Annotated in this window: 27 protein-coding genes and 1 riboswitch; of the genes, 24 read left to right on the forward strand and 3 right to left on the reverse strand. The window is 35.6% G+C overall.

Annotation, left to right across the window (positions count from 1 at the left end):
* Nucleotides 1–306 precede the first annotated feature (306 nt).
* The 9 genes from CKV71_RS04540 (at nucleotide 307) to CKV71_RS04580 (ending at nucleotide 7,643) form a co-directional block, all read left to right on the forward strand.
* On the forward strand, nucleotides 307–1,041 hold the full coding sequence (locus CKV71_RS04540; protein WP_095104288.1) for a transglycosylase family protein: 735 nt from the start codon (nucleotides 307–309) through the stop codon (nucleotides 1,039–1,041).
* Between the two features lie 211 nt (nucleotides 1,042–1,252).
* Nucleotides 1,253–1,951 (forward strand): aggregation-promoting factor C-terminal-like domain-containing protein, encoded by a 699-nt coding sequence (locus CKV71_RS04545; RefSeq protein ID WP_095104290.1) that lies wholly within the window; start codon nucleotides 1,253–1,255, stop codon nucleotides 1,949–1,951.
* Nucleotides 1,952–2,172: 221 nt separating this feature from the next.
* Complete coding sequence (locus tag CKV71_RS04550) at nucleotides 2,173–2,844, forward strand: transglycosylase family protein (RefSeq protein WP_095104292.1); 672 nt, start codon at nucleotides 2,173–2,175, stop codon at nucleotides 2,842–2,844.
* Between the two features lie 112 nt (nucleotides 2,845–2,956).
* Nucleotides 2,957–3,054: riboswitch (TPP riboswitch) on the forward strand.
* A 66-nt stretch (nucleotides 3,055–3,120) separates the two neighbouring features.
* Nucleotides 3,121–3,807 (forward strand): thiaminase II, encoded by a 687-nt coding sequence (gene tenA, locus CKV71_RS04555; protein ID WP_095104295.1) that lies wholly within the window; start codon nucleotides 3,121–3,123, stop codon nucleotides 3,805–3,807.
* Nucleotides 3,804–4,625: a bifunctional hydroxymethylpyrimidine kinase/phosphomethylpyrimidine kinase gene (gene thiD / locus CKV71_RS04560; RefSeq protein WP_095104298.1), complete on the forward strand. Its 822-nt coding sequence runs from the start codon at nucleotides 3,804–3,806 to the stop codon at nucleotides 4,623–4,625. Before tenA ends, thiD begins: the two co-directional genes overlap by 4 nt.
* Nucleotides 4,618–5,412, forward strand: a complete 795-nt coding sequence (gene thiM, locus CKV71_RS04565) for a hydroxyethylthiazole kinase (protein ID WP_095104302.1) — start codon at nucleotides 4,618–4,620, stop codon at nucleotides 5,410–5,412. Before thiD ends, thiM begins: the two co-directional genes overlap by 8 nt.
* On the forward strand, nucleotides 5,413–6,051 hold the full coding sequence (thiE, locus tag CKV71_RS04570; protein WP_095104307.1) for a thiamine phosphate synthase: 639 nt from the start codon (nucleotides 5,413–5,415) through the stop codon (nucleotides 6,049–6,051). It abuts the gene before it with no gap.
* An 89-nt stretch (nucleotides 6,052–6,140) separates the two neighbouring features.
* Nucleotides 6,141–7,016, forward strand: coding sequence for a membrane protein insertase YidC (gene yidC, locus CKV71_RS04575; protein ID WP_095104308.1), 876 nt, complete (start codon nucleotides 6,141–6,143; stop codon nucleotides 7,014–7,016).
* Between the two features lie 114 nt (nucleotides 7,017–7,130).
* Nucleotides 7,131–7,643 (forward strand): GNAT family N-acetyltransferase, encoded by a 513-nt coding sequence (locus CKV71_RS04580; protein ID WP_095104310.1) that lies wholly within the window; start codon nucleotides 7,131–7,133, stop codon nucleotides 7,641–7,643.
* 68 nt (nucleotides 7,644–7,711) lie between these two features.
* On the opposite strand, the gene CKV71_RS04585 is transcribed toward CKV71_RS04580, so the two are convergent.
* Both CKV71_RS04585 and cls read right to left on the reverse strand, forming a co-directional pair.
* Complete coding sequence (locus tag CKV71_RS04585; protein WP_095104314.1) at nucleotides 7,712–8,359, reverse strand: HD domain-containing protein; 648 nt, start codon at nucleotides 8,357–8,359, stop codon at nucleotides 7,712–7,714.
* 24 nt (nucleotides 8,360–8,383) lie between these two features.
* A complete protein-coding gene (gene cls / locus CKV71_RS04590) occupies nucleotides 8,384–9,865 on the reverse strand; it encodes a cardiolipin synthase (RefSeq protein WP_095104320.1) in 1,482 nt (493 codons plus the stop codon).
* Nucleotides 9,866–10,029: 164 nt separating this feature from the next.
* On the opposite strand from cls, the gene csoR reads away from it, so the two are divergent.
* From csoR to CKV71_RS12745, 5 genes are all read left to right on the forward strand, one after another.
* Nucleotides 10,030–10,323 (forward strand): copper-sensing transcriptional repressor CsoR, encoded by a 294-nt coding sequence (csoR, locus tag CKV71_RS04595; RefSeq protein WP_095104322.1) that lies wholly within the window; start codon nucleotides 10,030–10,032, stop codon nucleotides 10,321–10,323.
* Between the two features lie 12 nt (nucleotides 10,324–10,335).
* Nucleotides 10,336–10,542, forward strand: a complete 207-nt coding sequence (gene csoZ / locus CKV71_RS04600; protein WP_095104324.1) for a putative copper chaperone CsoZ — start codon at nucleotides 10,336–10,338, stop codon at nucleotides 10,540–10,542.
* A 14-nt stretch (nucleotides 10,543–10,556) separates the two neighbouring features.
* The gene (locus CKV71_RS04605; protein ID WP_095104326.1) at nucleotides 10,557–10,766 is read left to right on the forward strand and encodes a copper ion binding protein; all 210 of its coding nucleotides are present in this window, start codon (nucleotides 10,557–10,559) and stop codon (nucleotides 10,764–10,766) included.
* Between the two features lie 144 nt (nucleotides 10,767–10,910).
* Nucleotides 10,911–13,109 (forward strand): heavy metal translocating P-type ATPase, encoded by a 2,199-nt coding sequence (locus tag CKV71_RS04610; RefSeq protein WP_095104328.1) that lies wholly within the window; start codon nucleotides 10,911–10,913, stop codon nucleotides 13,107–13,109.
* Nucleotides 13,110–13,184: 75 nt separating this feature from the next.
* Nucleotides 13,185–13,325: an Lmo0850 family protein gene (locus tag CKV71_RS12745; protein WP_095104330.1), complete on the forward strand. Its 141-nt coding sequence runs from the start codon at nucleotides 13,185–13,187 to the stop codon at nucleotides 13,323–13,325.
* 72 nt (nucleotides 13,326–13,397) lie between these two features.
* Here the strand turns inward: CKV71_RS12745 and CKV71_RS04620 are convergent, their stop codons facing one another.
* The gene (locus tag CKV71_RS04620; protein ID WP_095104332.1) at nucleotides 13,398–14,615 is read right to left on the reverse strand and encodes an FtsW/RodA/SpoVE family cell cycle protein; all 1,218 of its coding nucleotides are present in this window, start codon (nucleotides 14,613–14,615) and stop codon (nucleotides 13,398–13,400) included.
* A 257-nt stretch (nucleotides 14,616–14,872) separates the two neighbouring features.
* Here CKV71_RS04620 and CKV71_RS04625 point away from each other — a divergent pair, with 257 nt between their 5' ends.
* From CKV71_RS04625 to CKV71_RS04670, 10 genes are all read left to right on the forward strand, one after another.
* On the forward strand, nucleotides 14,873–15,943 hold the full coding sequence (locus tag CKV71_RS04625; RefSeq protein ID WP_095104334.1) for a D-alanine--D-alanine ligase: 1,071 nt from the start codon (nucleotides 14,873–14,875) through the stop codon (nucleotides 15,941–15,943).
* 12 nt (nucleotides 15,944–15,955) lie between these two features.
* Nucleotides 15,956–17,320, forward strand: coding sequence for a UDP-N-acetylmuramoyl-tripeptide--D-alanyl-D-alanine ligase (locus CKV71_RS04630; RefSeq protein WP_095104336.1), 1,365 nt, complete (start codon nucleotides 15,956–15,958; stop codon nucleotides 17,318–17,320).
* Nucleotides 17,321–17,659: 339 nt separating this feature from the next.
* On the forward strand, nucleotides 17,660–19,171 hold the full coding sequence (gene cshA / locus CKV71_RS04635; RefSeq protein ID WP_095104338.1) for a degradosome RNA helicase CshA: 1,512 nt from the start codon (nucleotides 17,660–17,662) through the stop codon (nucleotides 19,169–19,171).
* 230 nt (nucleotides 19,172–19,401) lie between these two features.
* Nucleotides 19,402–19,791, forward strand: coding sequence for a PH domain-containing protein (locus tag CKV71_RS04640; RefSeq protein WP_167376363.1), 390 nt, complete (start codon nucleotides 19,402–19,404; stop codon nucleotides 19,789–19,791).
* Nucleotides 19,784–21,265 (forward strand): PH domain-containing protein, encoded by a 1,482-nt coding sequence (locus CKV71_RS04645; RefSeq protein ID WP_095104342.1) that lies wholly within the window; start codon nucleotides 19,784–19,786, stop codon nucleotides 21,263–21,265. The genes CKV71_RS04640 and CKV71_RS04645 overlap by 8 nt, the downstream gene beginning before the upstream one ends.
* Nucleotides 21,255–21,755: a PH domain-containing protein gene (locus tag CKV71_RS04650; RefSeq protein ID WP_231917548.1), complete on the forward strand. Its 501-nt coding sequence runs from the start codon at nucleotides 21,255–21,257 to the stop codon at nucleotides 21,753–21,755. The genes CKV71_RS04645 and CKV71_RS04650 overlap by 11 nt, the downstream gene beginning before the upstream one ends.
* Before the next feature lies 1 nt (nucleotide 21,756).
* Nucleotides 21,757–22,110 (forward strand): holo-ACP synthase, encoded by a 354-nt coding sequence (acpS, locus tag CKV71_RS04655; protein ID WP_095104344.1) that lies wholly within the window; start codon nucleotides 21,757–21,759, stop codon nucleotides 22,108–22,110.
* Nucleotides 22,111–22,172: 62 nt separating this feature from the next.
* Nucleotides 22,173–23,327: an alanine racemase gene (gene alr, locus CKV71_RS04660; protein WP_095104346.1), complete on the forward strand. Its 1,155-nt coding sequence runs from the start codon at nucleotides 22,173–22,175 to the stop codon at nucleotides 23,325–23,327.
* Nucleotides 23,328–23,407: 80 nt separating this feature from the next.
* Nucleotides 23,408–23,575, forward strand: a complete 168-nt coding sequence (gene mazE / locus CKV71_RS04665) for a type II toxin-antitoxin system antitoxin MazE (protein ID WP_015900820.1) — start codon at nucleotides 23,408–23,410, stop codon at nucleotides 23,573–23,575.
* Nucleotides 23,572–23,922 carry a type II toxin-antitoxin system PemK/MazF family toxin gene (locus tag CKV71_RS04670; protein ID WP_075140914.1) on the forward strand — a complete coding sequence of 117 codons (351 nt, stop codon included), beginning with the start codon at nucleotides 23,572–23,574 and terminating at the stop codon, nucleotides 23,920–23,922. The genes mazE and CKV71_RS04670 overlap by 4 nt, the downstream gene beginning before the upstream one ends.
* Nucleotides 23,923–24,032: the final 110 nt, after the last annotated feature.

Genomic DNA, 24,032 nt, shown 5'->3' on the forward strand with positions numbered 1-24,032 from the left:
CCAATAAATCGAGAAGGGATTTTGGGTGTAAAATTAATCTAAATCACAATTCAATTATCTGAATAATTACATGTATATTACATAGTTACAAAGTTATTTCTGCTATTGAACACTGTCATGAAAGTCTATATACATACCGTTAGCTACCTAATTAAATTAGAAATGCGTAATTTAAGCGTAAAAGAGCACCTGTTTTTTTTATTTCGCTGTAACCTGCACCCTGTTTTCAGATGATATAGTTATAACTGCAAATTGATGATATTAATCACACGAAAAAACAATTACCTTATAGGAGGATTTTTTGAAATGAAAAAATTATTAGTAGCTTCATCAGCATCAGCAGCATTATTTGCAGTAGGAGTAGGCGCGAACGCACATGCAGCCGAAGATAACAATGTAAATCAAGATCACTTAGCTCAAACAGCTTTAAACAATCCACAACAATTAAACCAAGCACCTGTACAAGAAGGCGCTTATAATATCGGTTTTGACAACTCTGGTTACAATTTCAACTTTAACTCAGATGGTACTAACTGGAGCTGGAGTTATAATGCAAACGGTGCAGCTCAACAAGCGCCAGCACAACAAACTACACAACAACAAGCGCCAGCAGCTCAACAAGCACCAGCACAAGAACAAACTCAACAACCAGCACAACAATCAACTCAACAACAACCAGCTCAAGAAACTACACAACAACAAGCACCAGCACAAGAGCAAACTCAACAACCAGCTCAAGCACAAACTCAACAACCAGCACAACAATCAGCTCCAGCGCAACAATCAGCTGATTCTGGTTCAAGCAGTATCAACAGCCACTTACAAGCAATTGCTCAACGTGAATCAGGTGGCGACATTCATGCAACTAATCCATCATCAGGCGCTTCAGGTAAATTCCAATTCTTACAAACTACTTGGGATTCAGTAGCTCCTGCAGAATATCAAGGTAGACCAGCAGCTGAAGCTCCAGAAGCAGTACAAGATGCAGCAGCTCAAAAATTATATGACACAGCTGGTCCAAGCCAATGGGTAACTGCATAATTTAGAGATATTTATATTTTGAAATACCAATAAATTTGTTAGCGGATTATCATTCTATGAATGGTAGTCCGCTTTTTCATTGTAATATTCATGTAAAATTTGATACATACTATTTATATTGTTGTAACCTATGATAAGTTTTTTGGTGCTATTATGAATACAGCAAATTAATCATATAAACTTTTTACCTTATAGGAGGATTTATTTCAAAATGAAAAAATTATTAGTAGCATCATCAGTAGCCACTGCCGCATTCTTAGCAACAGGAGCAGCTTCACATAACGCTCATGCAGCAGAAGTAAGCCAATCAGAACAACAATTAGCTGAAACAGCTTTAAATAACCCACAACAATTAAACCAAGCACCAGTACAAGCAGGCGCTTATAACATAGACTTCGTATATAATGGTAACGAATTCCACTTTGAATCAGATGGATCAAACTTCAGCTGGAGTTATACTGGATCAAATGGTGGATCAGCACAACCAACTCAAGCAACAACTACACAAGCAGCACCAGTTCAACAACAATCAGCTCCAGTAGCACAACAAACATACCAAACTCAATCAACTACTAGCTACAGCAATTACAGTGCTCCTGTACAACAAAGCTACAGTGCACCAGCTCGCAGCTATAACACTTCAGCAGTTTCAACTGGCGGATCAACTAAAGCTCAATTCTTAGCTGCAGGTGGAACTGAAGATATGTGGAATACAATTGTAATGCCTGAATCAGGCGGTAACCCTAATGCAGTAAACGAATTAGGATATCGAGGCTTAGGTCAAACTAAAGAAGGTTGGGGAACTGGATCAGTAGCAGCTCAAACTAAAGGCATGATTAACTATGCAAACTCTCGTTATGGTTCTCTTGCAAGTGCGACTGCTTTCCGTGCATCTCATGGTTGGTGGTAAGCCGATAACGCTGTAATCAATAAATTTAATTAAATAATTTACATCCAAAAAGCGGACTCCGTTCTTATTTTAAGGACAGAATCCGCTTTTTTGTAATACATATGTAACTTATGAAACAAACTATTTATATTGTTGTAACCTATGTTATCCTATTAGATGGTATTATAAATATAGCAAATTAATCATATAAAGTTTTTACCTTATAGGAGGATTTTTATTAAATGAAGAAACTATTAGTAACATCATCAGTAGCGGCAGCGGCATTTTTAGCAACAGGAGTAGCATCACATAACGCTGATGCAGCTGAGTTAAATACAACAGAACAAACTAAATTAGCGGAAACTGCATTAAATAATCCTGCAGAATTAAATCAACATCCAGTACAAGCGGGTGCTTATGAATTTAATTTCGAATACAAAGGTTATGACTTCCATTTTGAATCAAATGGTACACACTGGGAATGGAGTTATGCAGCAGCTGGAACTGTTCAGCAACCAAATCACGTAACTACTAGTCAAGCAGCACCAGTTCAACAACAAGCAGCTCCGGTAACAAATCAACAATCACAATCTTATAACAATAATTCAAATTACAGCTATAACACACAATCAACAAGTTATAGTGCACCAACTCAATCATATTCAGGCGGATCTAGCAACATTCCTGCAGCATTACAATCAATTGTATACCGTGAATCACGTGGTGATATCCATGCTGTTAACCCTTATTCAGGCGCAGCAGGTAAATATCAATTCTTACAAACTACATGGGATGCAGTAGCGCCAGCAGGTTGGAGAGGTGTTAACCCAGCTAGTGCTCCAGAACATATTCAAGACCAAGCAGCGTTAACTTTATGGGATAATGGTAACGGTGCAGGCCACTGGGCATATTAATATTTAAACTACAGTCGGGACTTTTGTCTCGGCTTTTTCTTTTTCAATTCTTTAATATTGCATAACACTAAGGGGTTTGATACATTTAAACTGTATTAAACATTAAATTATATAAAACTGCTAGGGGCGCCTTATGGCTGAGATAGTTGTACTAGACCCTTATAACCTGATTTGGTTCGTACCAACGTAGGAAAGTAGTATATTAAGAATAAAGATTCTAAATATTTTACTGCATTCCTGCGAAGGTTTGCAGTTTTTTATTGGGAGGATTTAGAAATGAATTTTGCTGAATCATTAGAAAGAGACGCACAACCTATTATTGATGAAATTTATCAAGACCATTTCATTCAAGAATTATTAAAAGGAAATATTGAGAAAGAAGCATTACGTCAATATTTACGTGCTGATGCGTCTTATTTAAGAGAGTTTGCGAATATCTACGCACTATTAATCCCTAAAATGCCAGATTTAAGCAGCGTACGCTTTCTAGTTGATCAAATTCAATTTATTGTGAATGGCGAAGTAGAAGCACATGAATTTATGGCTGATTATATTGGTGAGAATTACAACGAAATCGTTCAAAAAAAGGTTTGGCCTCCAAGTGGTGATCATTATATTAAGCATATGTACTATAACGTTTATGCGCATGAAAATGCTGCGTACGCGATTGCCGCAATGGCACCTTGTCCTTACGTATACGCAATGATTGCCAAACGTGCTATGAAAGATCCAGAACTAAATAAAGATTCCATTTTAGCAAAATGGTTTGAGTTTTATAATACCGAAATGGACCCATTAATAGAAGTATTAGATGATTTAATGAACCAACTCATTGCTCATATGTCAGAAGCAGAGAAAAACGAAGTAAGAGAAAATTATTTACAAAGTACAGTTCACGAATTGAACTTTTTCAATATGGCTTATACAAGTGAAAAATGGCAATTTGGAGGAGAAAGAGTATGAATAAACCTAAAATAGCTTTAACGATTGCAGGTACAGATCCTACAGGCGGCGCAGGAGTAATGGCCGATTTGAAATCATTTCATGCATGTGGTGTATATGGAATGGCCGCAATTACCAGTATTGTGGCGCAAAATACCAAAGGCGTTCAACATATTCATAATTTAGAGGTATCATGGATTAAAGAACAGCTAGATAGTGTGTTTGATGATGAATTACCTCAAGCAATTAAGACAGGAATGATTGCAACAAAAGAAATGATGGAATTGATTCGAGAGTATTTAAAAAAGCATCCAGAAATTCCTTATGTTATCGATCCAGTTATGCTTGCTAAAAGCGGCGATTCTTTAATGGATGATGCAGGTAAACATGCATTGCAAGAAATCTTGTTGCCGTTAGCTGATGTGGCTACACCGAATTTACCAGAAGCTGAAGAAATAGTAGGTTTCAAACTAGATACTGAAGATGCAATTAAAAAAGCTGGAGATATCTTTATTAACGATATCGGCTGTAAAGGTGTAGTTATTAAAGGCGGACACATTGAGGATAAAGCCATTGCGAAGGATTACCTTTTTACAAAAGAGGGGTTAGAAGTTTTCGAAAGTGAACGTTATGAGACTAAACACACACATGGAACTGGTTGTACCTTCTCAGCGGTTATTACAGCTGAATTAGCAAAAGGCAAAACAATTTATGAAGCAGTTAAAAAGGCTAAAGATTTTATTGCTTTAAGTATTAAATATACACCGGAAATCGGCCAAGGCAGAGGACCTGTGAACCATTTCGCGTATATGAAGAAAGTAGGACTAGATGATGAGTAATGTATTAAATCAAATCAGATCAGAACACCCGTTAGTAATTTGTTATACCAATGATGTCGTTAAGAACTTTTCAGCTAATGGTTTATTAAGTTTAGGTGCGAGTCCCGCAATGAGTGAAGCGCCTCAAGAGGCAAAGGATTTTTACCCGGTAGCAGGCAGTGTCTTAATCAATATTGGTACTTTAACTAAAGATCATGAGCATGCGATGTTGACTAACGGCAAGATTGCCAATGAAACAGATACACCTTTAGTTTTTGACCCAGTGGCAGTAGGGGCGTCACAGTATCGTAAAGATTTCTGTAAATACTTTTTAAAGCAAGTCAAACCGACTGTTATAAAAGGAAATGCTTCAGAAATATTGGCATTAATTGATGATTCAGCAACTATGAAAGGTACAGATAGCGCTGATAATCTCGACATCGTAGAAATTGCTAAGAAAGCTTATCAAGAATATCAAACGGCGATTATCTTAACTGGAGAAACGGATGTTATCGTCCAAGATGACAAGGTTGTTAAATTGGAAAATGGTTCTCATTTTCTTGCTAAGACTACAGGGGCAGGCTGCTTATTAGGTGCAGTTGTAGGTGCCTTCTTGTTCCGTGACACACATCCTTCAATTGAAACGTTGGTTGAAGCGGTCTCTGTATATAATATTGCGGCTGAACGTGCAGAACAATTAAGTGACAGTAAAGGTCCAGGTACTTTCTTAACGCACTTTATTGACGCGCTTTATCGTATTGACGCAGATGCTGTGAACGAAAACCGTCATGTTGAAGAGGTGGAATAAGTGTTTAAAGCAGATGATTTAAAGGTCTATTTTATTTGCGGAACTCAAGATATACCTGAGGGACGAACAATTAAAGAAGTTTTGACAGAAGCACTTGAGGGCGGTATTACGCTATTTCAATTTCGTGAAAAAGGCCCAGGTGCAAAAACTGGAAAAGAGAAAGTAGCTTTGGCTGAAGAACTGCAAGAACTGTGCAGAGCTTATGATGTACCCTTTATTGTGAATGACGATGTTGAATTAGCTGAAGCAATCAATGCAGATGGCGTGCATGTAGGACAAGATGATGAAGCGGTAGACGCTTTCATTAAGCGCTTTAATGGTAAAATAATTGGTTTAAGTGTCGGCAACTTAGAAGAATTAGAACAATCGGATCTGACACATGTGGACTATATAGGTGTAGGTCCAATTTTCAGCACGCCTTCTAAAAACGATGCCAGTGCACCTGTAGGTCCCGGAATGATTGAAACGCTGCGTAGTAAAGTCGGCGCTTTACCGATTGTAGCTATCGGTGGCATTTCTTTAGATAATGTACAAGAAGTTGCTGATACTTCCGCTAATGGGGTGTCTGTCATTTCAGCCATTGCAAGAAGTTCTAACGTTACAGAAACCGTACAAAATTTCTTACAATATTTTAAATAGTTAAGGATTTCACATATTTTTTGTTTTCTACTGCTATTGGGATATGGTAAAATTATCTTTATGTGAATAATACCAATAGAGGTGGAAAAATGAAGAAAAAAGCATTATTGCCTTTGCTTTTAGGGATTATGGTTTTTCTTGCTGGTTGTGATTACTCTAAACCTGAGAATCGAACAGGCTTCTTTTATAATACGTTTGTAAAAAACATGGATAACATAATTCATTGGCTAGGGTCTCATTTTAATAATGATTATGGATTAGCGATTATTGTGTTAGTACTTGCTATTCGTATCATAGTATTGCCGTTTATGTTATCAAACTACAAGAATAGCCACATGATGCGTGAAAAAATGATTATCGCCAAACCGGATATGGATGCGGTTAAAGAGAAAGTGCAACGCGCGCGTACACAAGAAGATAAAATGGCAGCTAACCAAGAAATGATGGAAGTTTACAAGAAATATGATATGAATCCGATGCAGAGCATGTTAGGCTGCTTGCCGATGTTGATTCAAATGCCGATTATTATGGGCCTATTCTTTGTATTGAAATATCCTTCACCAGGAGGAATCACAGAGCATTCTCATTTCTTATGGTTCAATTTATCCAAACCAGATATTTGGATTACGGTTATTGCCGGTGTGCTTTATTTTATACAAGCTTATGTTTCGACTTTCAGTATGCCGCCTGAGCAAAAACAAATGAGTTACATGATGATGATTATTTCGCCAATCATGATTATTTGGGTTTCATTAAGTTCAGCTGCTGCACTTGGTCTATATTGGTCAGTCAGCGCCGCATTCTTAGTAGTTCAAACATATATTGCAAATAGTTATTACTCTAAGAAGGCAAAGGAAGAAGTTGCTCCAATGATTGCGGCTTATGAGAAAGAACATGGCAAATCGGGTAGTGGTAAAACGAAAAATACCCAAGTCGTTTCTAAGAAAAATAAAAAGAAAAAATAAATATGAGTAAAGAAAATCAGTTGTAATCGAAAAGTTGCGACTGTTTTTTCTTTATTTAAATTGAAAACAGGGAATAAGAAATCAAAGGGTAATTTATATAGGAGGGTCCAGAAAATGAAAATTGTAAGAGTGACAACTGATGATATTAAAGAATTACAGACAATCAGCTTTAGAACATTTGATGATACATTTAGAGAAATGAACCATCCGGATAATTTAAAAGATTATCTTAATAATGCTTTTACCTATGATAAGTTACAACGTGAACTCGAACATCCTAATTCATATTTTTATTTTTTGTATGATAATGATAAGATTGTGGGCTATCTGAAATTAAATGTTGGAGCAGCTCAAACTGAAGATATTGCCTCTGACGCATTAGAAGTTGAAAGGTTATATATTTTAAAGAATTACCAACATCACGGTTATGGTAAAAAGCTCATGAACTTTGCAATTAACTTTGCTGTGGAAGAAGGAAAACAAAGCATTTGGCTTGGAGTTTGGGAGAAAAATGAAAATGCAATCAAATTCTATGAACACTTCGGATTTAAAAAAGTTACAGAGCACGAATTTAAAATGGGAGACGAAATTCAAACAGATATTATTATGGCCCAAAACTTAAAGTAATAATAAAAAGACTGGAAACCTGTCATCATAGCTAAATCGCTATAGACGACTAAGTTTCCAGTCTTTTTTTAATTCATAAAATCCCATTCTTTAAAGAATTGTGCTACGAAATATTCCATAAATTGATGACGTTCTTGAGCAATGGATTGCGCTGTTTCAGTGTGCATTAAATCTTTTAATTTAAATAGCTTGTCATAGAAATGTTTAATAGCCGAAGGAGAGTGATCCTCTAAATCACAATCGCTTGAAAGACTATCTGGAATTTCTCCTGACCACATCGGCTCATTAAAATGGCCGGAAAATTGGAACGTTCTTGCGATACCAATAGCTCCGATAGCATCTAAGCGGTCAGCGTCTCTCACAATGTATCCTTCTTGAGACATAGTTCTATCATTATTAGCACCATTACGATAACTCATATATTTTATGATTTCTAAAATTTTATGTTTCATTTGGTTATCTACATCTATCTGATCTAAGAAATGGTCGAGCTTCTCATAAGCTTTATCTTCATCTGTCAGTTTAGAGTCTACTGTGTCATGTAATAGAGCGGCCATTTGAATGATATACGGATTACCGCTTCCTTCTTGCTCTGCAATAAATAAAGCCATTTTTAACACACGCATGACATGTTGAATATCGTGGCCTGTAGCATCTTCGCTATGGTGGGCTTTCATATATTTTTCTGCTTCTTTTATATGCTGATATTGATTCACTAAAACTCATACTCCTTAATATACTTACAGAATAGGGGAAATCAGATAAGAAATACCTTCTTTGAATTTTATCCATAAACTGCGTTTTTTATATTTTTCCTTAGTAAATTCATTGCTTAGTTTCAAATCTTCGTTAAATTGCTCGCTCAATTGTATTGCTGTAGATTGATCATAGATAAAAGCATTCACTTCAAAATTCAACGTGAAACTACGATGATCCATATTTGTAGTTCCGACACTTGCGACTTCATCATCAATGACCATCATCTTAGAATGTAAGAAGCCGTTTTCATAGTGATAAATTTTAACGCCTGATGCGAGTAATGATGCCACATTCTTTTGCGTTGCCCAATAAACAAATGGATGATCCGGTTTACAAGGAACCATAATCGTAACATCTACGCCGCCTAATGCAGCAATTGATACAGCATCTAAGAATGCTTGGTCAGGAATAAAATAAGGTGTTTGGATTTTAATATATCTTTTAGCTGAAGTAATCATTTTTAAATAGCCATATTTAATTTGTTCCCAATCCTCATCAGGACCACTGGATGCAATTTGTATCCCTGTAGATTCTCCAGTATCGATATCAGGGAAATAACGATCAGAATAAGCAATATTATGTCGTTTGGCTTGAGAATTCCAGTCTAAAATGAAACGAAGTTGTAAGGCATTTACGGCATCTCCGACAATACGCAGATGTGTATCTCGCCAATAGCCGAACTTTTTAGATAAGCCTAAATATTCATTTCCGACATTGAAACCGCCGACATAACCGATTACTCCATCAATCACTACGATTTTCCGGTGGTTACGGTAATTAAGCCGAAAGTTGATCAAAGGTAACTTAGAAGGAAAGAAGGATTCTACTTGCCCGCCTTTTTTTCTGAAGTCATCAAAATCCTTTAAAGTTAAACTTCTGGATCCCATGTCGTCATAGAGCATTTTGACTTCGAGTCCTTCTTCTAACTTATCTTCAAGTGCTTGCAGTATGCGTTTGCCTAAGGTGTCGTTACGAAAAATGTAATATTCAATATGAATATAATCTTGAGCGTTTTCAATATCTTGAATTAAAGCATCGAACTTTTCCTTGCCATCGTTATAAATGGTCAGTGCATTATCAGTTGTTAAGAAAGCTGAGTTATTGTAAAGCAACATCTGAACCATGGATTTATATTTTACAATGACATGATTCCCTTTTGAAAATTCATCATTTTTTAATGCTTCAGCTTGTTCTTGCACAATCATTTCTAAACCTGTTTTATCTTCTTCATTGACTTTGAATATATGTTCTCGTTGGATTTGTCGGCCAAAAAGAAGATAAACGATGAAGCCTATAATAGGCAGAAATGCTAAAACGAGCAACCAAGCCCATATAGACCCAGGTGATCTGCGTTCTAAAAACACAATTGTAAAACTGAAAAATAAGTTCAAAATAAATAATGCAATTAATATAATATTGAAAACCAGGTTAGTTTGCTGTAACAGCATGTCGAGATAATACATGTTCTGAACCTCCATATTGTCCATCAACAACGAGTTTCTACCCGGTTAATATTGGTATTAATGCTTTTAATTGTAACACAGCTAAATCGGAATAGGTATAGTTTGACGTATACCTCGGTAGGGTATATTATAGTATTGAAAGTAATCGGGACGGAGGTTTAAAGATGACTGAAAATGATAAAGCGCATCATTCTGAACAAATTAAATCTAACTTAAAAGCACGTCTCAATCGTATTGAAGGACAAGTAAGAGCAATTAATCGGATGATTGACGAAGATGTTTATTGTGATGATGTACTCACGCAAATACGTGCTACACGTTCAGCATTGAATAGTGTGGCAGTTAAGCTGCTCGATCATCATATGAAAGGCTGTATTATGCATAAAGTAGATGATGGACATGCAGAGGAAGCGATGGAAGAATTATTAGTAACCGTACAAAAATTGATTAAAGATTAGATGGAGGTTGTCATGCAAAATAGTGTGATAAAAATTGATGGTTTAGAAACTGAAGAAGCACAACATAAATTACATCAACATCTTAGTGAAATGACTGGCGTTTCTGCGGTACAAGTAGATATGGATTCCAATGAAATCCGTATTAGTTATGAAACACCTGTCAATTTAAATAATCTTGAAAAAGAAATTTATGATGCAGGCTATCAAATATTAAATTAAAGGAGTGTTTATAAATGGAAGAGAAACAATTAAAAGTTGAAGGTATGAGTTGTGAACATTGTAAAGCAGCGGTAGAATCAGCAGTCGGTAAAATCGATGGGGTAGAAAGCGTCAATGCTACTCCTGATAATGATACTGTTGATGTGAAATTCAATGATGAAGACCAAGTATTATCCGAAGTTGAAAAAGCAATTTATGATGCAGGTTACGATGTTGTAAAATAATTTGAATTAGGAAATGTATTTGTCTAATACGTTTTCTATTTCAGATAGCTTAGCTGGAGTGGATGCCGAAATAAATTTTTTATTTCTGACCACTCCCTTATTTTTAGAAAAAATATACCTTAATAGGGTATAGGAGTGAAATATATGGAAAAGGCTGAATTTAAAATTTCAGGCATGACTTGTGCTGCATGTTCAGCAAGAATTGAACGTGTGTTGAATAGAACGGAAGGCGTAGAAAGTGCAAACGTTAATCTAGTAACTGAAAAAGCAGCAGTGGACTTTGACAATCAAGATATTGATCTTAATGAAATTTTTGAAAAAGTAAAGAATTTGGGTTATGAACCAATTGCGATTGAAACGCCTGAAGAAACCCAACAGAGAAAGAAAAAGGAATTAGATAAGCAGAAATATAAATTTATTATTGCATTAATTTTATCCTTGCCGTTGATTTATACCATGGTAGGCCATTTCAGCTTTTTGAGTTTTCTGCCGCTTCCTCATTTCATGATGCATCCAATATTTCAATTTATTTTAGCGACACCTGTCCAATTTATTTTGGGCTGGCAGTTCTATAAAGGTGCTTATGGTGCTTTAAGAAATAAAAGTGCAAATATGGATGTACTTGTTGCATTAGGTACTTCAGCTGCTTACTTCTATAGTATTTATTTAGCTATAGTTCATTATGGAGAACATCATATTCCTCTTTATTTTGAAACGAGTGCAGTGCTCATTACGCTCATATTATTAGGTAAATATTTTGAAGCTAAAGCTAAAGGTCATGCGAGTGATGCAATTAATAAATTATTATCATTGCAAGTGAAAGAAGCACGTGTAGAGAAGAATGGCGAAACAGTTGAAATACCTGTTGACCAAGTGAAAAAAGGAGATATCTTGCTCGTTAAAAGTGGCGAATATATTCCGTTAGATGGCGAAATCATAGCAGGTGAAACCAGTGTAGATGAATCGATGTTAACAGGAGAAAGTATTCCGGTTGATAAAGAAGAAGGAGATAAGGTCATCGGTGCTACGTTGAATCACGGCAACTTTATTAAAGTAAAAGTGACAGAAACAGGAGATGATTTGGTATTAAATCAAATTATTCGCATTGTGGAAGAGGCCCAAGGCGAAAAACCTAATATTCAACGCTTAGCAGATAAGATATCAGGAATATTTGTGCCGACCGTTTTAATGATTGCGTTAGTTGTATTTATTATTTGGTTCGGTTTAGTAACACCACTTAATTTCCAATCAAGTCTGGAAGTTTTCATCGCAGTAATTGTTATTGCTTGTCCATGTGCACTCGGTTTAGCGACGCCTACTTCAATAATGGCAGGTTCAGGACGTGCAGCTGAGCTTGGTGTATTATTTAAATCATCTGAAGCATTAGAACAAACGCAAAACGTCGATACGATTGTATTTGATAAGACAGGCACTTTAACAGAAGGTCATCCAAGCGTTTATAAAGTGATAGATAATACAGATAACCAGCAACTTGGTGTATTGATGAAGAGCTTAGAACAGCAATCAGAACATCCGCTTTCACAAGCTGTTACTGAATACTATGCAGATACAGCTGCACTTCCTGTAGAGAATTATCAAACTCACGCAGGTAACGGTATCAGCGGGGAAATTAATGGACAAAGTATTAAAATCGGCTCTATTAGCTTTATTAAACCGGTGTTAGAAGAATGGGACGATGCGCTTGAACAAGATATTCAAACCATCCAGCATCAAGGTGCTACTGTTGTATTAGCGGCAATAGACAAGCAGTTTGCGGGTATGGTTACATTACGCGATGAACCTAAAGCAGCAGCCAAAGAATTAATTTATCGTTTGCGTGATGAATACGAAATCATTATGTTGAGCGGAGATACACAGACAACAGCTGAATCAATTGCGAAAGAATTAGGAATATCACATGTTATTGCCGGCGTTAAACCAGATGATAAATCTAACCAAATTGGCCAATTACAAGATGAAGGTAAGAACGTCATGATGGTAGGTGATGGTATTAATGATGCCCCAGCGTTAGCTAAAAGTAATATCGGGGTCGCTATGGGTACGGGATCAGATATTGCGATAGAAGCGGGCGACATTATGATTGTCGGCGGAGATATTCAGAAAGTAGATACAGCGCTAGATATGAGTAAGAAAACATTGAAAAATATTAAAGAAAATCTATTCTTTGCATTCTGCTATAATGCAATTGGCATTCCAGTAGCAGCATTTGGTTTGCTCGCGCCTTGGATTGCAGGAACAGCTATGGCATTCAGTTCAGTATCTGTAGTACTCAATGCTTTACGTCTTCAAAAAGTTAAATACCAGAAAAATTTACAAAAATAATGTAGTAAATGAATATTTTTTAGGGTAGAATAAAAGTAACTTATATATAAGTAATTTGAAGATGGGGTGAACATAATGAATAAGAATACAGATAAATTACGTAATGTCGTTCAATTATTGTCTTCGCTCGGTGTCAACATTAAGAAAACCAAATCACGCTTAGAGATCATGCATACATTACCCAACACATCCGTGGCAACATCAAAGTTGAAATAAAGTTATTTCAACAAATGCAAAACAGGTTATCAGAAAACATTCTAATGAGTGTTTTTCCGATAACCTGTTTTTTTAGTTGCTATGAGATTTAGCAGGTTTTGATCGTAAGAGATCAGGTTGATAAGGAGTCGGTTGATGATAATAAATAGAAAGGACGATTCCGATACCCACCATCAAACTCCATAACGAACTTCCTCCGTAACTGATGAATGGAAGCGGGATACCTGTAATAGGTAACAACTGAATAGTCATCCCTATATTTTGTACTGCATGGAATAAAATCAAGGATACAAATCCGATAATATAAGTTTTGTTATAAATGTTGTCTGTTTTACTTGCTAATCTTACGAGATGGAAAAGTAAAACTAAGAAAATAATGATAATGAGTACGGCACCAAGAAAGCCGAACTCTTCTCCAATCACTGAGAAAATAAAGTCAGTGTGGTTTTCTGGAATATAAACTTCACCGTGATTCAAACCTTTGCCGAATAATTGTCCTGAACCAATTGCTTTTAACGATTCAGTTAAGTGATAACCGTCTCCAGAGCTGTAAGCATAAGGATCAAGCCAAGAAGCAATACGTCCTAATTGGTAAGTCTTAATACCAAAGCCACTTTCTATCAAAGAAGGTTTATAAATAATTGATAAAATAAAGAAACCGCCTACAAACATAATCGTCAAGAAAATAGGTGCTAATATCTTCCAAGTGATACCGCTGACAATCAAAATTCCTACGATAATTGCTAAGCACACTAATGTAGTTCCTAAGTCATTTTGCAATAAGATAAGACCCATCGGTAATGCTGAAACTAGTAAGATTTTCATAAAGAGCTTAAAGTCTGATTCTAATGACTTATTGAAAGTATATTTATTGTGTTTAGAGACGATTTTAGCTAATGCTAAGATCAAGATGATTTTCATGAATTCAGAAGGTTGTATACTGATAGGGCCGAAGCTGTACCAACTTTTTGCACCGTTAATAATAGGTGTAATAGGTGTTTCCGGAATAATCAGTAAACCTACCAATAAGATACACACAATAAAATACAATGTGTAAGTATATTTCATAATACGTTTTGGTGAAATCAACATGATTGCTAAAGCTATGATGCCGCCTAGTATGTAATATAGAATTTGACGGATGCTGAAATTAGAGCTGTATTGGCCGCCACCCATAGCAGATTGAATAAACAAAACACTGATAGAGGCCATTATAGCTAAAATGATAATCAGTACCCAATCGATACGCCGCAGCCATGATTTGCTGGGTTTTTGACGTTGAGCTTTCATCGATAAGTTCCCCTTTTATATTGCTATTTCTTTTTTCTTTAGTATATACCTTTATTTAAAAAGATAGTATCATCACTGTGAAAAAATTTAAAAAATCACTGTAATTCAAACTATAGCATATTTGTTATTTAAGCTGTACTATATATCATTCGCTTAGATTTAAAATAGACAGAGTTAGAATTTACTCAGCTATCACATGCAATCTGACTTAAAATCGTGATAAAATAAAGTTTAATAATGCGTTTGGAGGAAAGAATATGGCTAAAGAAAATATATGCATCATTTATGGTGGAAAGAGCGCAGAACACGATGTGTCTATTTTAACTGCGCAAAATGTATTAAATGCAATTAATAAAGATGATTACCAAGTCGACATCATCTATATTACAAATGATGGTGCTTGGAAGAAAAAAGAAGACATTACTGAGGAAGTAAAAGATATAGAGAGTTTGCGTCTTGCTGAAGTGGAAGAAGGCGAAATTTCTAATTTACTTACTAACAGCAGTTCTGGTCAGCCATATGCAGCAGTATTCCCATTATTACACGGTCCGAATGGTGAGGATGGAACAATTCAAGGATTGTTTGAAGTTTTAGATTTGCCTTACGTCGGCAATGGTGTATTAGCAGCATCTAGCACGATGGATAAACTCGTAATGAAACAGTTATTTGCTCACAGAGGATTGCCTCAACTCCCTTATGTCAGCTTTTTACGTAGTGAATATGAAAAATATCAAAGCAATATCTTAAAGCTTGTTAAAGATAAATTGGAATTTCCAGTTTTCGTGAAACCTGCCAATTTAGGATCTAGTGTGGGTATCAGTAAATGTAACGATGAAGAAGAATTGAAAGCTGGTATTGAGGAAGCATTCCAGTTTGATAGAAAACTCGTAATCGAACAAGGTATTGAAGCGAGAGAAATAGAAGTTGCAGTGCTTGGAAATGATTATCCTGAAACAACTCAACCAGGAGAAGTAGTGAAAGATGTAGCTTTCTATGACTACAAATCGAAATATTTAGATGGCAAAGTAAGATTATCTATTCCTGCAGAATTGGATTCTGAAGTGCAGACAACTTTACGTAATATGGCTGCAGAAGCATTTAAGGCTACCGATTGTGCGGGGTTACTACGTGCTGATTTCTTTGTGACTGAAGACAATCAAATCTTTATTAATGAAACGAATGCTATGCCTGGTTTCACGCAATATAGTATGTATCCAAGTTTATGGGAAAACATGGGTTTATCATATGCAGATTTAATTACTAAATTGATAAATCTAGCTAAAGAAAAACATGCTGAAAAACAAAAGAACAAATATAAAATTGATTAAGGTAGTGCTGTTATGATTGAGGTAACTTTAAAACAAATCAAAGAATGGATTCCTTGTGAAATCGATGAACGTTATTTAGACCGCAGTATACACGGTGTGTCGATTGATTCTAGAGAAATCGATGACAATAATTTATTTGTACCTTTTAAAGGTGAAAATACGGATGGCCATCGCTTTGTTGTACAGGCATTGAAAGATGGGGCAGGTGCAGCTTTTTACCAATATAACGCAAAGCCGGACCACGAAGTTGAAGGTCCTATCATTTGGGTGAATGACACTATGTTAGCTTTACAGGAATTAGCAAAAGCTTATTTAAAACATGTTAATCCCAAAGTCATTGCAGTTACGGGTTCAAATGGTAAAACGACTACTAAAGATATGATTGAAAGTGTTTTGAAACCTGCTTTTAAAGTAAAGAAAACACAAGGCAACTATAATAATGAAATAGGTATGCCGTTGACAATTTTACAATTAGATGAAGATACGGATATTTCAATTTTAGAAATGGGAATGTCAGGTTTTCATGAAATTGAATTGCTTTCAGAGATTGCGCAACCAGATATTGCAGTGATTACAAATATTGGTGAATCACATATGCAAGATTTAGGCTCAAGAGAAGGAATAGCCCGTGCGAAATTTGAAATTGTATCAGGATTACAGCCCGATGGTGTCTTTATTTATGATGGTGATGAACCGTTATTAAAACCGCATGTCGAAACTTTAAAAGATACTGAAGTTATCAGTATAGGTTTAGCTCAGGACAATGATGTAGTATGCAGTGTAGAGCAGCATGATGCTATGGGTATTGCTTTTAGTTTAAACGCCAGCGAACACTATCAAATACCGATTTTAGGTACCCATAACATGAGAAATGCAGCCATTGCTATTACAATTGGAAAGTTATTAGGTTTATCATATACTGAAATTCAAGATAATATTGCAAAAGTAAAATTAACAGGCATGCGTATGGAACTGCATCGTACAGACTCTGACATATCAGTGATTAACGATGCCTATAATGCTAGTCCTACTAGTATGAAAGCAGCGATAGATACTTTAGCAGCCATGGAAGGACGTAAAATTCTAATCCTGGCAGATGTTTTAGAATTAGGTGAAAATAGTGCCGAGATGCATGCATCTGTTGGAACATATTTAGAAAATAAGGGTATCGATATTCTGTTGACTTATGGTAAAGAGGCTGCTCATATTTATGAAGCGGGTAAAGCCAATGTGAATGAAGCACAGCATTTTGATGATAAAGAGGATTTGATTCACTTTATTATCGAAAAAGCTCAACCTGAAGATAAAATCTTGATTAAAGGATCACGAGGCATGAAATTAGAAGATATTGCTGATGCTTTAATTAACAATAAATAATATATTTATAAATATAAGTTAGTAAGATGATAATGACCTTAACTACAAGAATTCTTATCATTTTACTAACTTTTTTATATTAACACTGAAAATTGCTTCGTTGCTATAATAGGCGCTAGGTGGTATTATATAGAAGTTGATGAAAATTAAAGACAAGGTGGGGGCGGGTGCTCGTCGTTACGAGAAGTCTCATTAAAGTAACGAAAATATTTGAAATTTACCTGCTCATTTTTTATCATTTTTTTAGATGAAAATAAGCGTATAGATGATGTATATCGACCGAATGAGAGAGCACACAATCATCAAAGTCGTCTCGACCATATATAAAGGAGAATTAATTTGCAAAAATTTAAAGATTTAGGTGTTTCAGATAAAACAGCTGAAACGCTTGGTAATATGGGTTTCGCAGAACCGACTCCAATCCAAAATGACAGTATTCCTTTTGCATTAAACGGATTAGACATTTTGGGACAAGCACAAACTGGTACTGGTAAAACTGGAGCATTTGGTATCCCATTAATAGAAAAAGTAGTAGATAAAGAAGGCGTTCAAGCCTTAATCTTAGCACCGACTCGTGAACTAGCAATGCAAGTTGCTGAACAATTGAGAGCATTTAGTCGCGGTCAACGCGTTCAAGTGGCAACAGTATTCGGGGGAATGCCGATTGGACGTCAAATCAAAGCCTTGAAAAAAGGACCTCAAATCGTGGTTGGTACTCCAGGACGTGTAATCGACCACTTAAATCGTCGTACATTGAAAACCAATGATATTAAAACATTGATTATTGATGAAGCGGACGAAATGATGAATATGGGATTCATCGATGATATGAGATTCATCATGGATCATCTTCCATCAGAACAACGTCAAACAATGTTGTTCTCAGCTACAATGCCTAAAGCGATCCAAACTTTAGTACAACAATTTATGAAATCACCTAAAATTGTAAAAACAATGAATAACGAAATGTCAGATCCTCAAATTGATGAGTATTATACAATTGTGAAAGAACTTGAAAAATTTGAGACATTTACTAATTTCTTAGATGTACATCAACCTGAATTGGCGATTGTCTTCGGTCGTACAAAACGCCGTGTAGATGAGTTGACAAGTGCACTCATTTCTAAAGGTTATAAAGCAGAGGGCTTGCATGGTGATATCACACAAGCGAAACGTTTAGAAGTATTGAAGAAATTTAAAAATGATCAAATCGATATTTTAGTTGCTACTGATGTGGCAGCACGTGGATTAGATATTTCAGGTGTCAGTCATGTTTATAACTTTGATATTCCTCAAGATACTGAAAGTTATACTCACCGTATCGGACGTACAGGCCGTGCAGGCAAAAAAGGTATCGCAGTCACTTTCGTTAATCCGATTGAAATGGATTATATCCGTCAGATCGAACAAACAAATGACCGTCGTATGAGAGCGTTGCGCCCGCCACACCGCAAAGAAGTTTTAAGAGCGCGTGAAAACGATATTAAAGAAAAAGTTGAAAAATGGATGTCTCAAGAACATTCAGAACGCTTACAAAATATTTCATCTCAATTATTGAATGAATATAACGATGTTGAACTTGTATCTGCTTTATTGCAAGAATTAGTAGAAGCAAATGACGAAGTAGAAGTTCAATTAACATTTGAAAAACCACTTGCGCGTAAAGGTGGCCGTCATAATTCTAAAGGCCCACGCAGAGGCGGCAAACCAAATAAACGTTCAAATAATAAATTTGATAATAAAAACCGCCGCGGTAAAGGAAATAAAGGCGGTAAACACAACAATAACAAGAAATTTAAAAATGACAAAAAACCGATTAAAGGCCGTACATTCGCAGACATGCAAAAATAATCAGGTTTAAGCGACGCACACTGTTTCATAATATTGAAACAGTGTTTTTTTATATTTAAATAAATTTATAAAAAGCATTATATCTGGTATTCTTATAGTTATATAGCGAGATGAGACTTGATTATTGAAAGTAAGGAGAGAACAACTTGATGGAACTTCGGCAACAAAGTCCTAGAAATGTATTGATTTATTATTACATAAGATTTTCTATAGCGTTTGTAATAGAGCTAATGATTGCTTCGGGCATCATTGTTATCGCGAATTATCTTGCTTGGCCAATATGGACGGTGTTAACTGTAGGAGCACTCCTAGCTGTACAGCTGTTATTTTATGTAGTGCAGCCTTGGATCTTGCTGAAATATAGATATTATATTATTGCAGATAATTATGTGACGAAGCTGCATACTTTCTTTTTCCAAAAGGAAGTAATTGTAAAATTAGAGCGTATTCAGTTTTTAAAAAGAAAAACAGGACCATTACTTAATCGATTCGGATTATGTAGAAATTCAATTGTAACAGCAGGAGAGGTAATTGAACTTCCATTAATGCATATAGATAAGACCAAAGAATTAGAAAGACATTGTATGAATTTTCTAGAAAAGGTGGATACAGATGTTTGAGGCACAAAAATTACATCCGATTTCCTACATATCAGGCTTAATTAAAACAATTAAGCAAAATTTCATTGTTATCATTTTATTTTTCTTCAATATCCAAGACTTTGATTATACAGATAGCAAACAATATATTTGGCCTGCTTTTTTGCTAATCCTCTTTTTATTTTCTTTTATTATTAATGCAACAAAGGTGTTTACTACAAGGTACTGGATAGAAGGGCATCATTTTATTATTACTTATGGATTCTTCAATAAAAAACGTAAAGAAATAGATATTCAACGCATTCAATCAATTGATACGTCGCAAGATGTGGTGAACAGATTATTTGGTGGCGTTATTCTTGAAATCAAAGTACCTAGTAATAGTGTTAAACTCGAAATTGTATCTAAGAAACAAAGTCAGTGGATTGAACAATCGATTAAACAAGTCCAAAATTCTGTTGATTTGACTGATGAAACGACAGAAGCTTCTGATCAAGAGGTACAAACAGAAATGACGTCTCAACAAACTATTTTTAAGTTGAATCTAAAAGAACTGATGCTTATGTCGTTTACTAGCGGGTCAATTGTGCTTGCAATTTTAACGCTATCTCCTATTCTTGGCAGTCTTCAAAGCGTCATTCCTTGGGATAGTATCTTTCATCAATTTCAAAATATTGCTAAAGCTGCTTATTTAGTTACTGCAATGATAATTATTTCAATTTTAATTATTGCATATATAATCGGCGTTATAATTGAATTTACAAGATACTTTGGTTATACGTTAGCAGAAGAAAAGCATCAATTGAAAATAAAACATGGTTTACTGAATGTAAAGAGTTTGACTGTGCCGACTAAACGCATTCAAGCAGTGATTGAAAAGCAGTCATTCATTCGACGGCTGCTAGGATATACATCTATATATTTTGTTATCACAAGTGATGGCGCTAGTGCTGCAGAAAGTGAGTCGGCATCAGGAGTGGTCGTGATACTGCCTTTTATGAAGCGGGATAAAGCCTATGAAATGCTGGACTATTTAGTACCGTCTTTAAAATTCCCTACAGTTGAAACAGGTCTGCCTAAAGGCGGAATCAGACGTAATGCTCAAATTCTAGCCGGAATATTTCTTGCGGGTGGTATCATAGGAGGTTATTTGTGGAATATGTGGGCGCTTGTACCTGCTACATTGTTAATTATTCTTACAGTCATTAACAGTGTGATTATGGTCAGAAATTCAGGGATGCTGCTTTCTTCAGATGAGTTAGTAGTTAAATATTCTCAATTAATCCGCACTAGATATTACTATGCCATGAAAGATAAATTGATCGGCTTTGAAAAAAGACAAAATCCCTTTTTGAGAAAAGCGGGGTTGGCCCATTTTAATTTTTCTACTGCAAAAGGTGCAGGGAGCTTAAATATAGGTTTGCGGTTTGTAAAAGCTGAGACAGCTGAGGAATTAAAAATATGGTATTTGAAGGAGGAACACCATGAAGCTTAATCGTATGTCCTCTAATGGGAAGAAAGTTCTGCTTATTGAAGGAATCATCCGTACCGTCATTATTGCTTTATGTTTAGCAGCCGCTTTAATCATCAACTATATCTGGCTTCATTGGCAGGAGGGGACAGCCTTCAAAATTATCTGTGCGATTGCAGTGATGTTAGTAGGAATATTAATTATAATAGATTGTATTCTGCGTCCTTGGTTAATGTATCGACAACATGGTTATCTCCTGCATTCACATTTTATTACTGTGCAAGAAGGCATGTGGTTTGTAAAACATTTGCAAATTCCATTGTTTCGCATACAAAATGTAGATATAGAAGAAGGTTGGCTTATGCGTAAAGTAGAACTTGCGACTTTGAAGCTTTCTACTGCCGGAGGTAATTCTGAGATTATATTAATTGATAAAATAAAAGCACGAGAAATTATGGAGCATATCAAACATAGTTCTCAACAAATCAGTGAAGAAATGGAATCAGGTGAATAGATTGATATATGGAATTGGAATAGATTTGATTGAAATTGATAGAATCAAATCCTTACTGCAAAGGCAACCAAAATTGCCAGAACGAATTTTGAGTGATGATGAACGCATTAAATTTGACGGTTTTTCTCATGAACAACGCCGTGCTGAGTTCTTAGCCGGACGCTTTGCTTGCAAAGAAGCATTCAGCAAAGCACTCGGCACAGGTCTAGGAAAACGAATCAGTTTTCAAGATATTAATTGCCTAAATGACGAGTTTGGTCGACCATTTATAAAATTTGAAGGATTTAAAGTCCATGTAAGTATCTCGCACACTGAAAATTATGCTACGAGTCAAGTCATACTTGAAAAAATGTAATATAATAGCAGTACTGTTGAATTAAATTGAAAGATAAATTAATTATACGAGGTGTTGTAATAATGGCGGATAAATTTTATCGGCCTACGTATCTTAAGGTAGATTTAGATGCAATTTTAAAAAACTATCAAGTGCTAGGCAAACTACAACCAAATAAAATAGTAATGCCAGTAATTAAAGCAAATGCCTATGGAATGGGCAGTGTAAATGTAGGTCATTTTTTAAGAAAGAATGGCGCGGAATTTTTTGCAGTAGCTACATTAGATGAAGCTATAGAATTAAGAATGCATGGTATTGATACTAAAATATTAATTTTAGGAGTTGTATTGCCTAAAGATATCAATAAGGCAATTCAACACCGTGTCGCACTCACAGTGCCTTCTTTAGCATGGTTAGAAGAAGCTATTAAATCTCTTGATGAAGATTTAGAAAAAGATTTATGGCTGCATGTGAAATTAGATACAGGTATGGGACGTTTAGGCGTGAAATCAGCGGAAGATTACCAAAAAGTAGTAGAGATGATTAAAGCGCATCGTCATTTAATTTTTGAAGGTGTATTCACCCATTTTGCGCAAGCAGATGAAGAGAGTCCTCACACGGCAGAACAATATGCAATTTTTGAAAAATGGGTGAACTCAATTCCGCATCCTCCTTACATTCATTCACAGAACTCGGCGGCTACTATCTTGTTCGATGCTCCAATTTGCAATATGGTCCGTCCAGGGATTTCATTATATGGATACTATCCGTCTAAATATGTTGAGGAACAAACCAATGCTGAACTCTATCCATGTGCCGAGTGGGAAACTGAAATCATGGATATCAAGCAATTAAACGTAGGCGATACTGTAAGTTATGGCTCCACTTATACTGCCACTCAAGAGGAAAAGATTGCCATTTTGCCTATAGGTTATGCTGACGGATTCCCAAGAATGATGCAAGGTATGCCGGTAGAAGTAAATGGTCATCAATGTACGATAATTGGACGAGTATGTATGGATCAAATGATGATTGCATTACCTGAGGATGAAAACTTTAATATTGGAGATAAAGTGACTTTATTGAACCGAAATCATAACGGTCCCCAATCCTTAAATTCATTTGCAAAACAACAGCAAACGATTAATTATGAAGTGTTATGCCGTATCGGAAGACGAGTTCCGAGAATTTACGAACCAGAAAAAGAATTTGATATTGTCAACGAATTACAAAAATAGTATAGTCAAGAATTTTGAAATTTGTTATTATAAGCTTAAATATTAATTTAGTATTTCTTTAATTCTTGGAGGTCTTACCGATGTCAACTTTTAATCAGAATAGAAGTTATAGTTTAGAACAGTCACTGAAAGAAGGCTACGCACAGATGGCTGACTTAAATCTCTCCCTCGCAACGGAGGCATTTTCAGTAGAATGTGAAGCCTGTGATTGCAACGAATCATACCTAGCTTTCGACAAGGATGAATGATGAGGAGAGGCGATGTTTACTTAGCTGATTTATCACCAGTGCAAGGTTCTGAACAAGGGGGAGTTAGACCTGTTGTAATTATACAAAATGACACTGGAAATAAGTATAGCCCGACTGTTATTGTAGCTGCAATAACGGGTCGGATTAATAAAGCGAAAATTCCAACTCATGTTGAAATCGAGAAAAGTAAATACAAACTGGACAAAGATTCAGTTATTTTACTTGAACAAATTAGAACAGTCGACAAGAAACGTCTAAAGGAAAAACTGACATATTTATCAGACGAAAAGATGAAAGAAATTGATAATGCGATTCAAATCAGCTTAGGCTTGACACATCGCAATTAAAAGTTAAAGAGTGTAAATGATTTTAATAAATTCAAAATAGTGGTTTAGAATCTTGTTCAAATTTTTAAAATTGCACAAGTGAATTTAACGTTTAAAGAGGCTAAGAAATA

The organism is Staphylococcus piscifermentans, from assembly GCF_900186985.1.
GTDB classification, from domain to species: domain Bacteria; phylum Bacillota; class Bacilli; order Staphylococcales; family Staphylococcaceae; genus Staphylococcus; species Staphylococcus piscifermentans.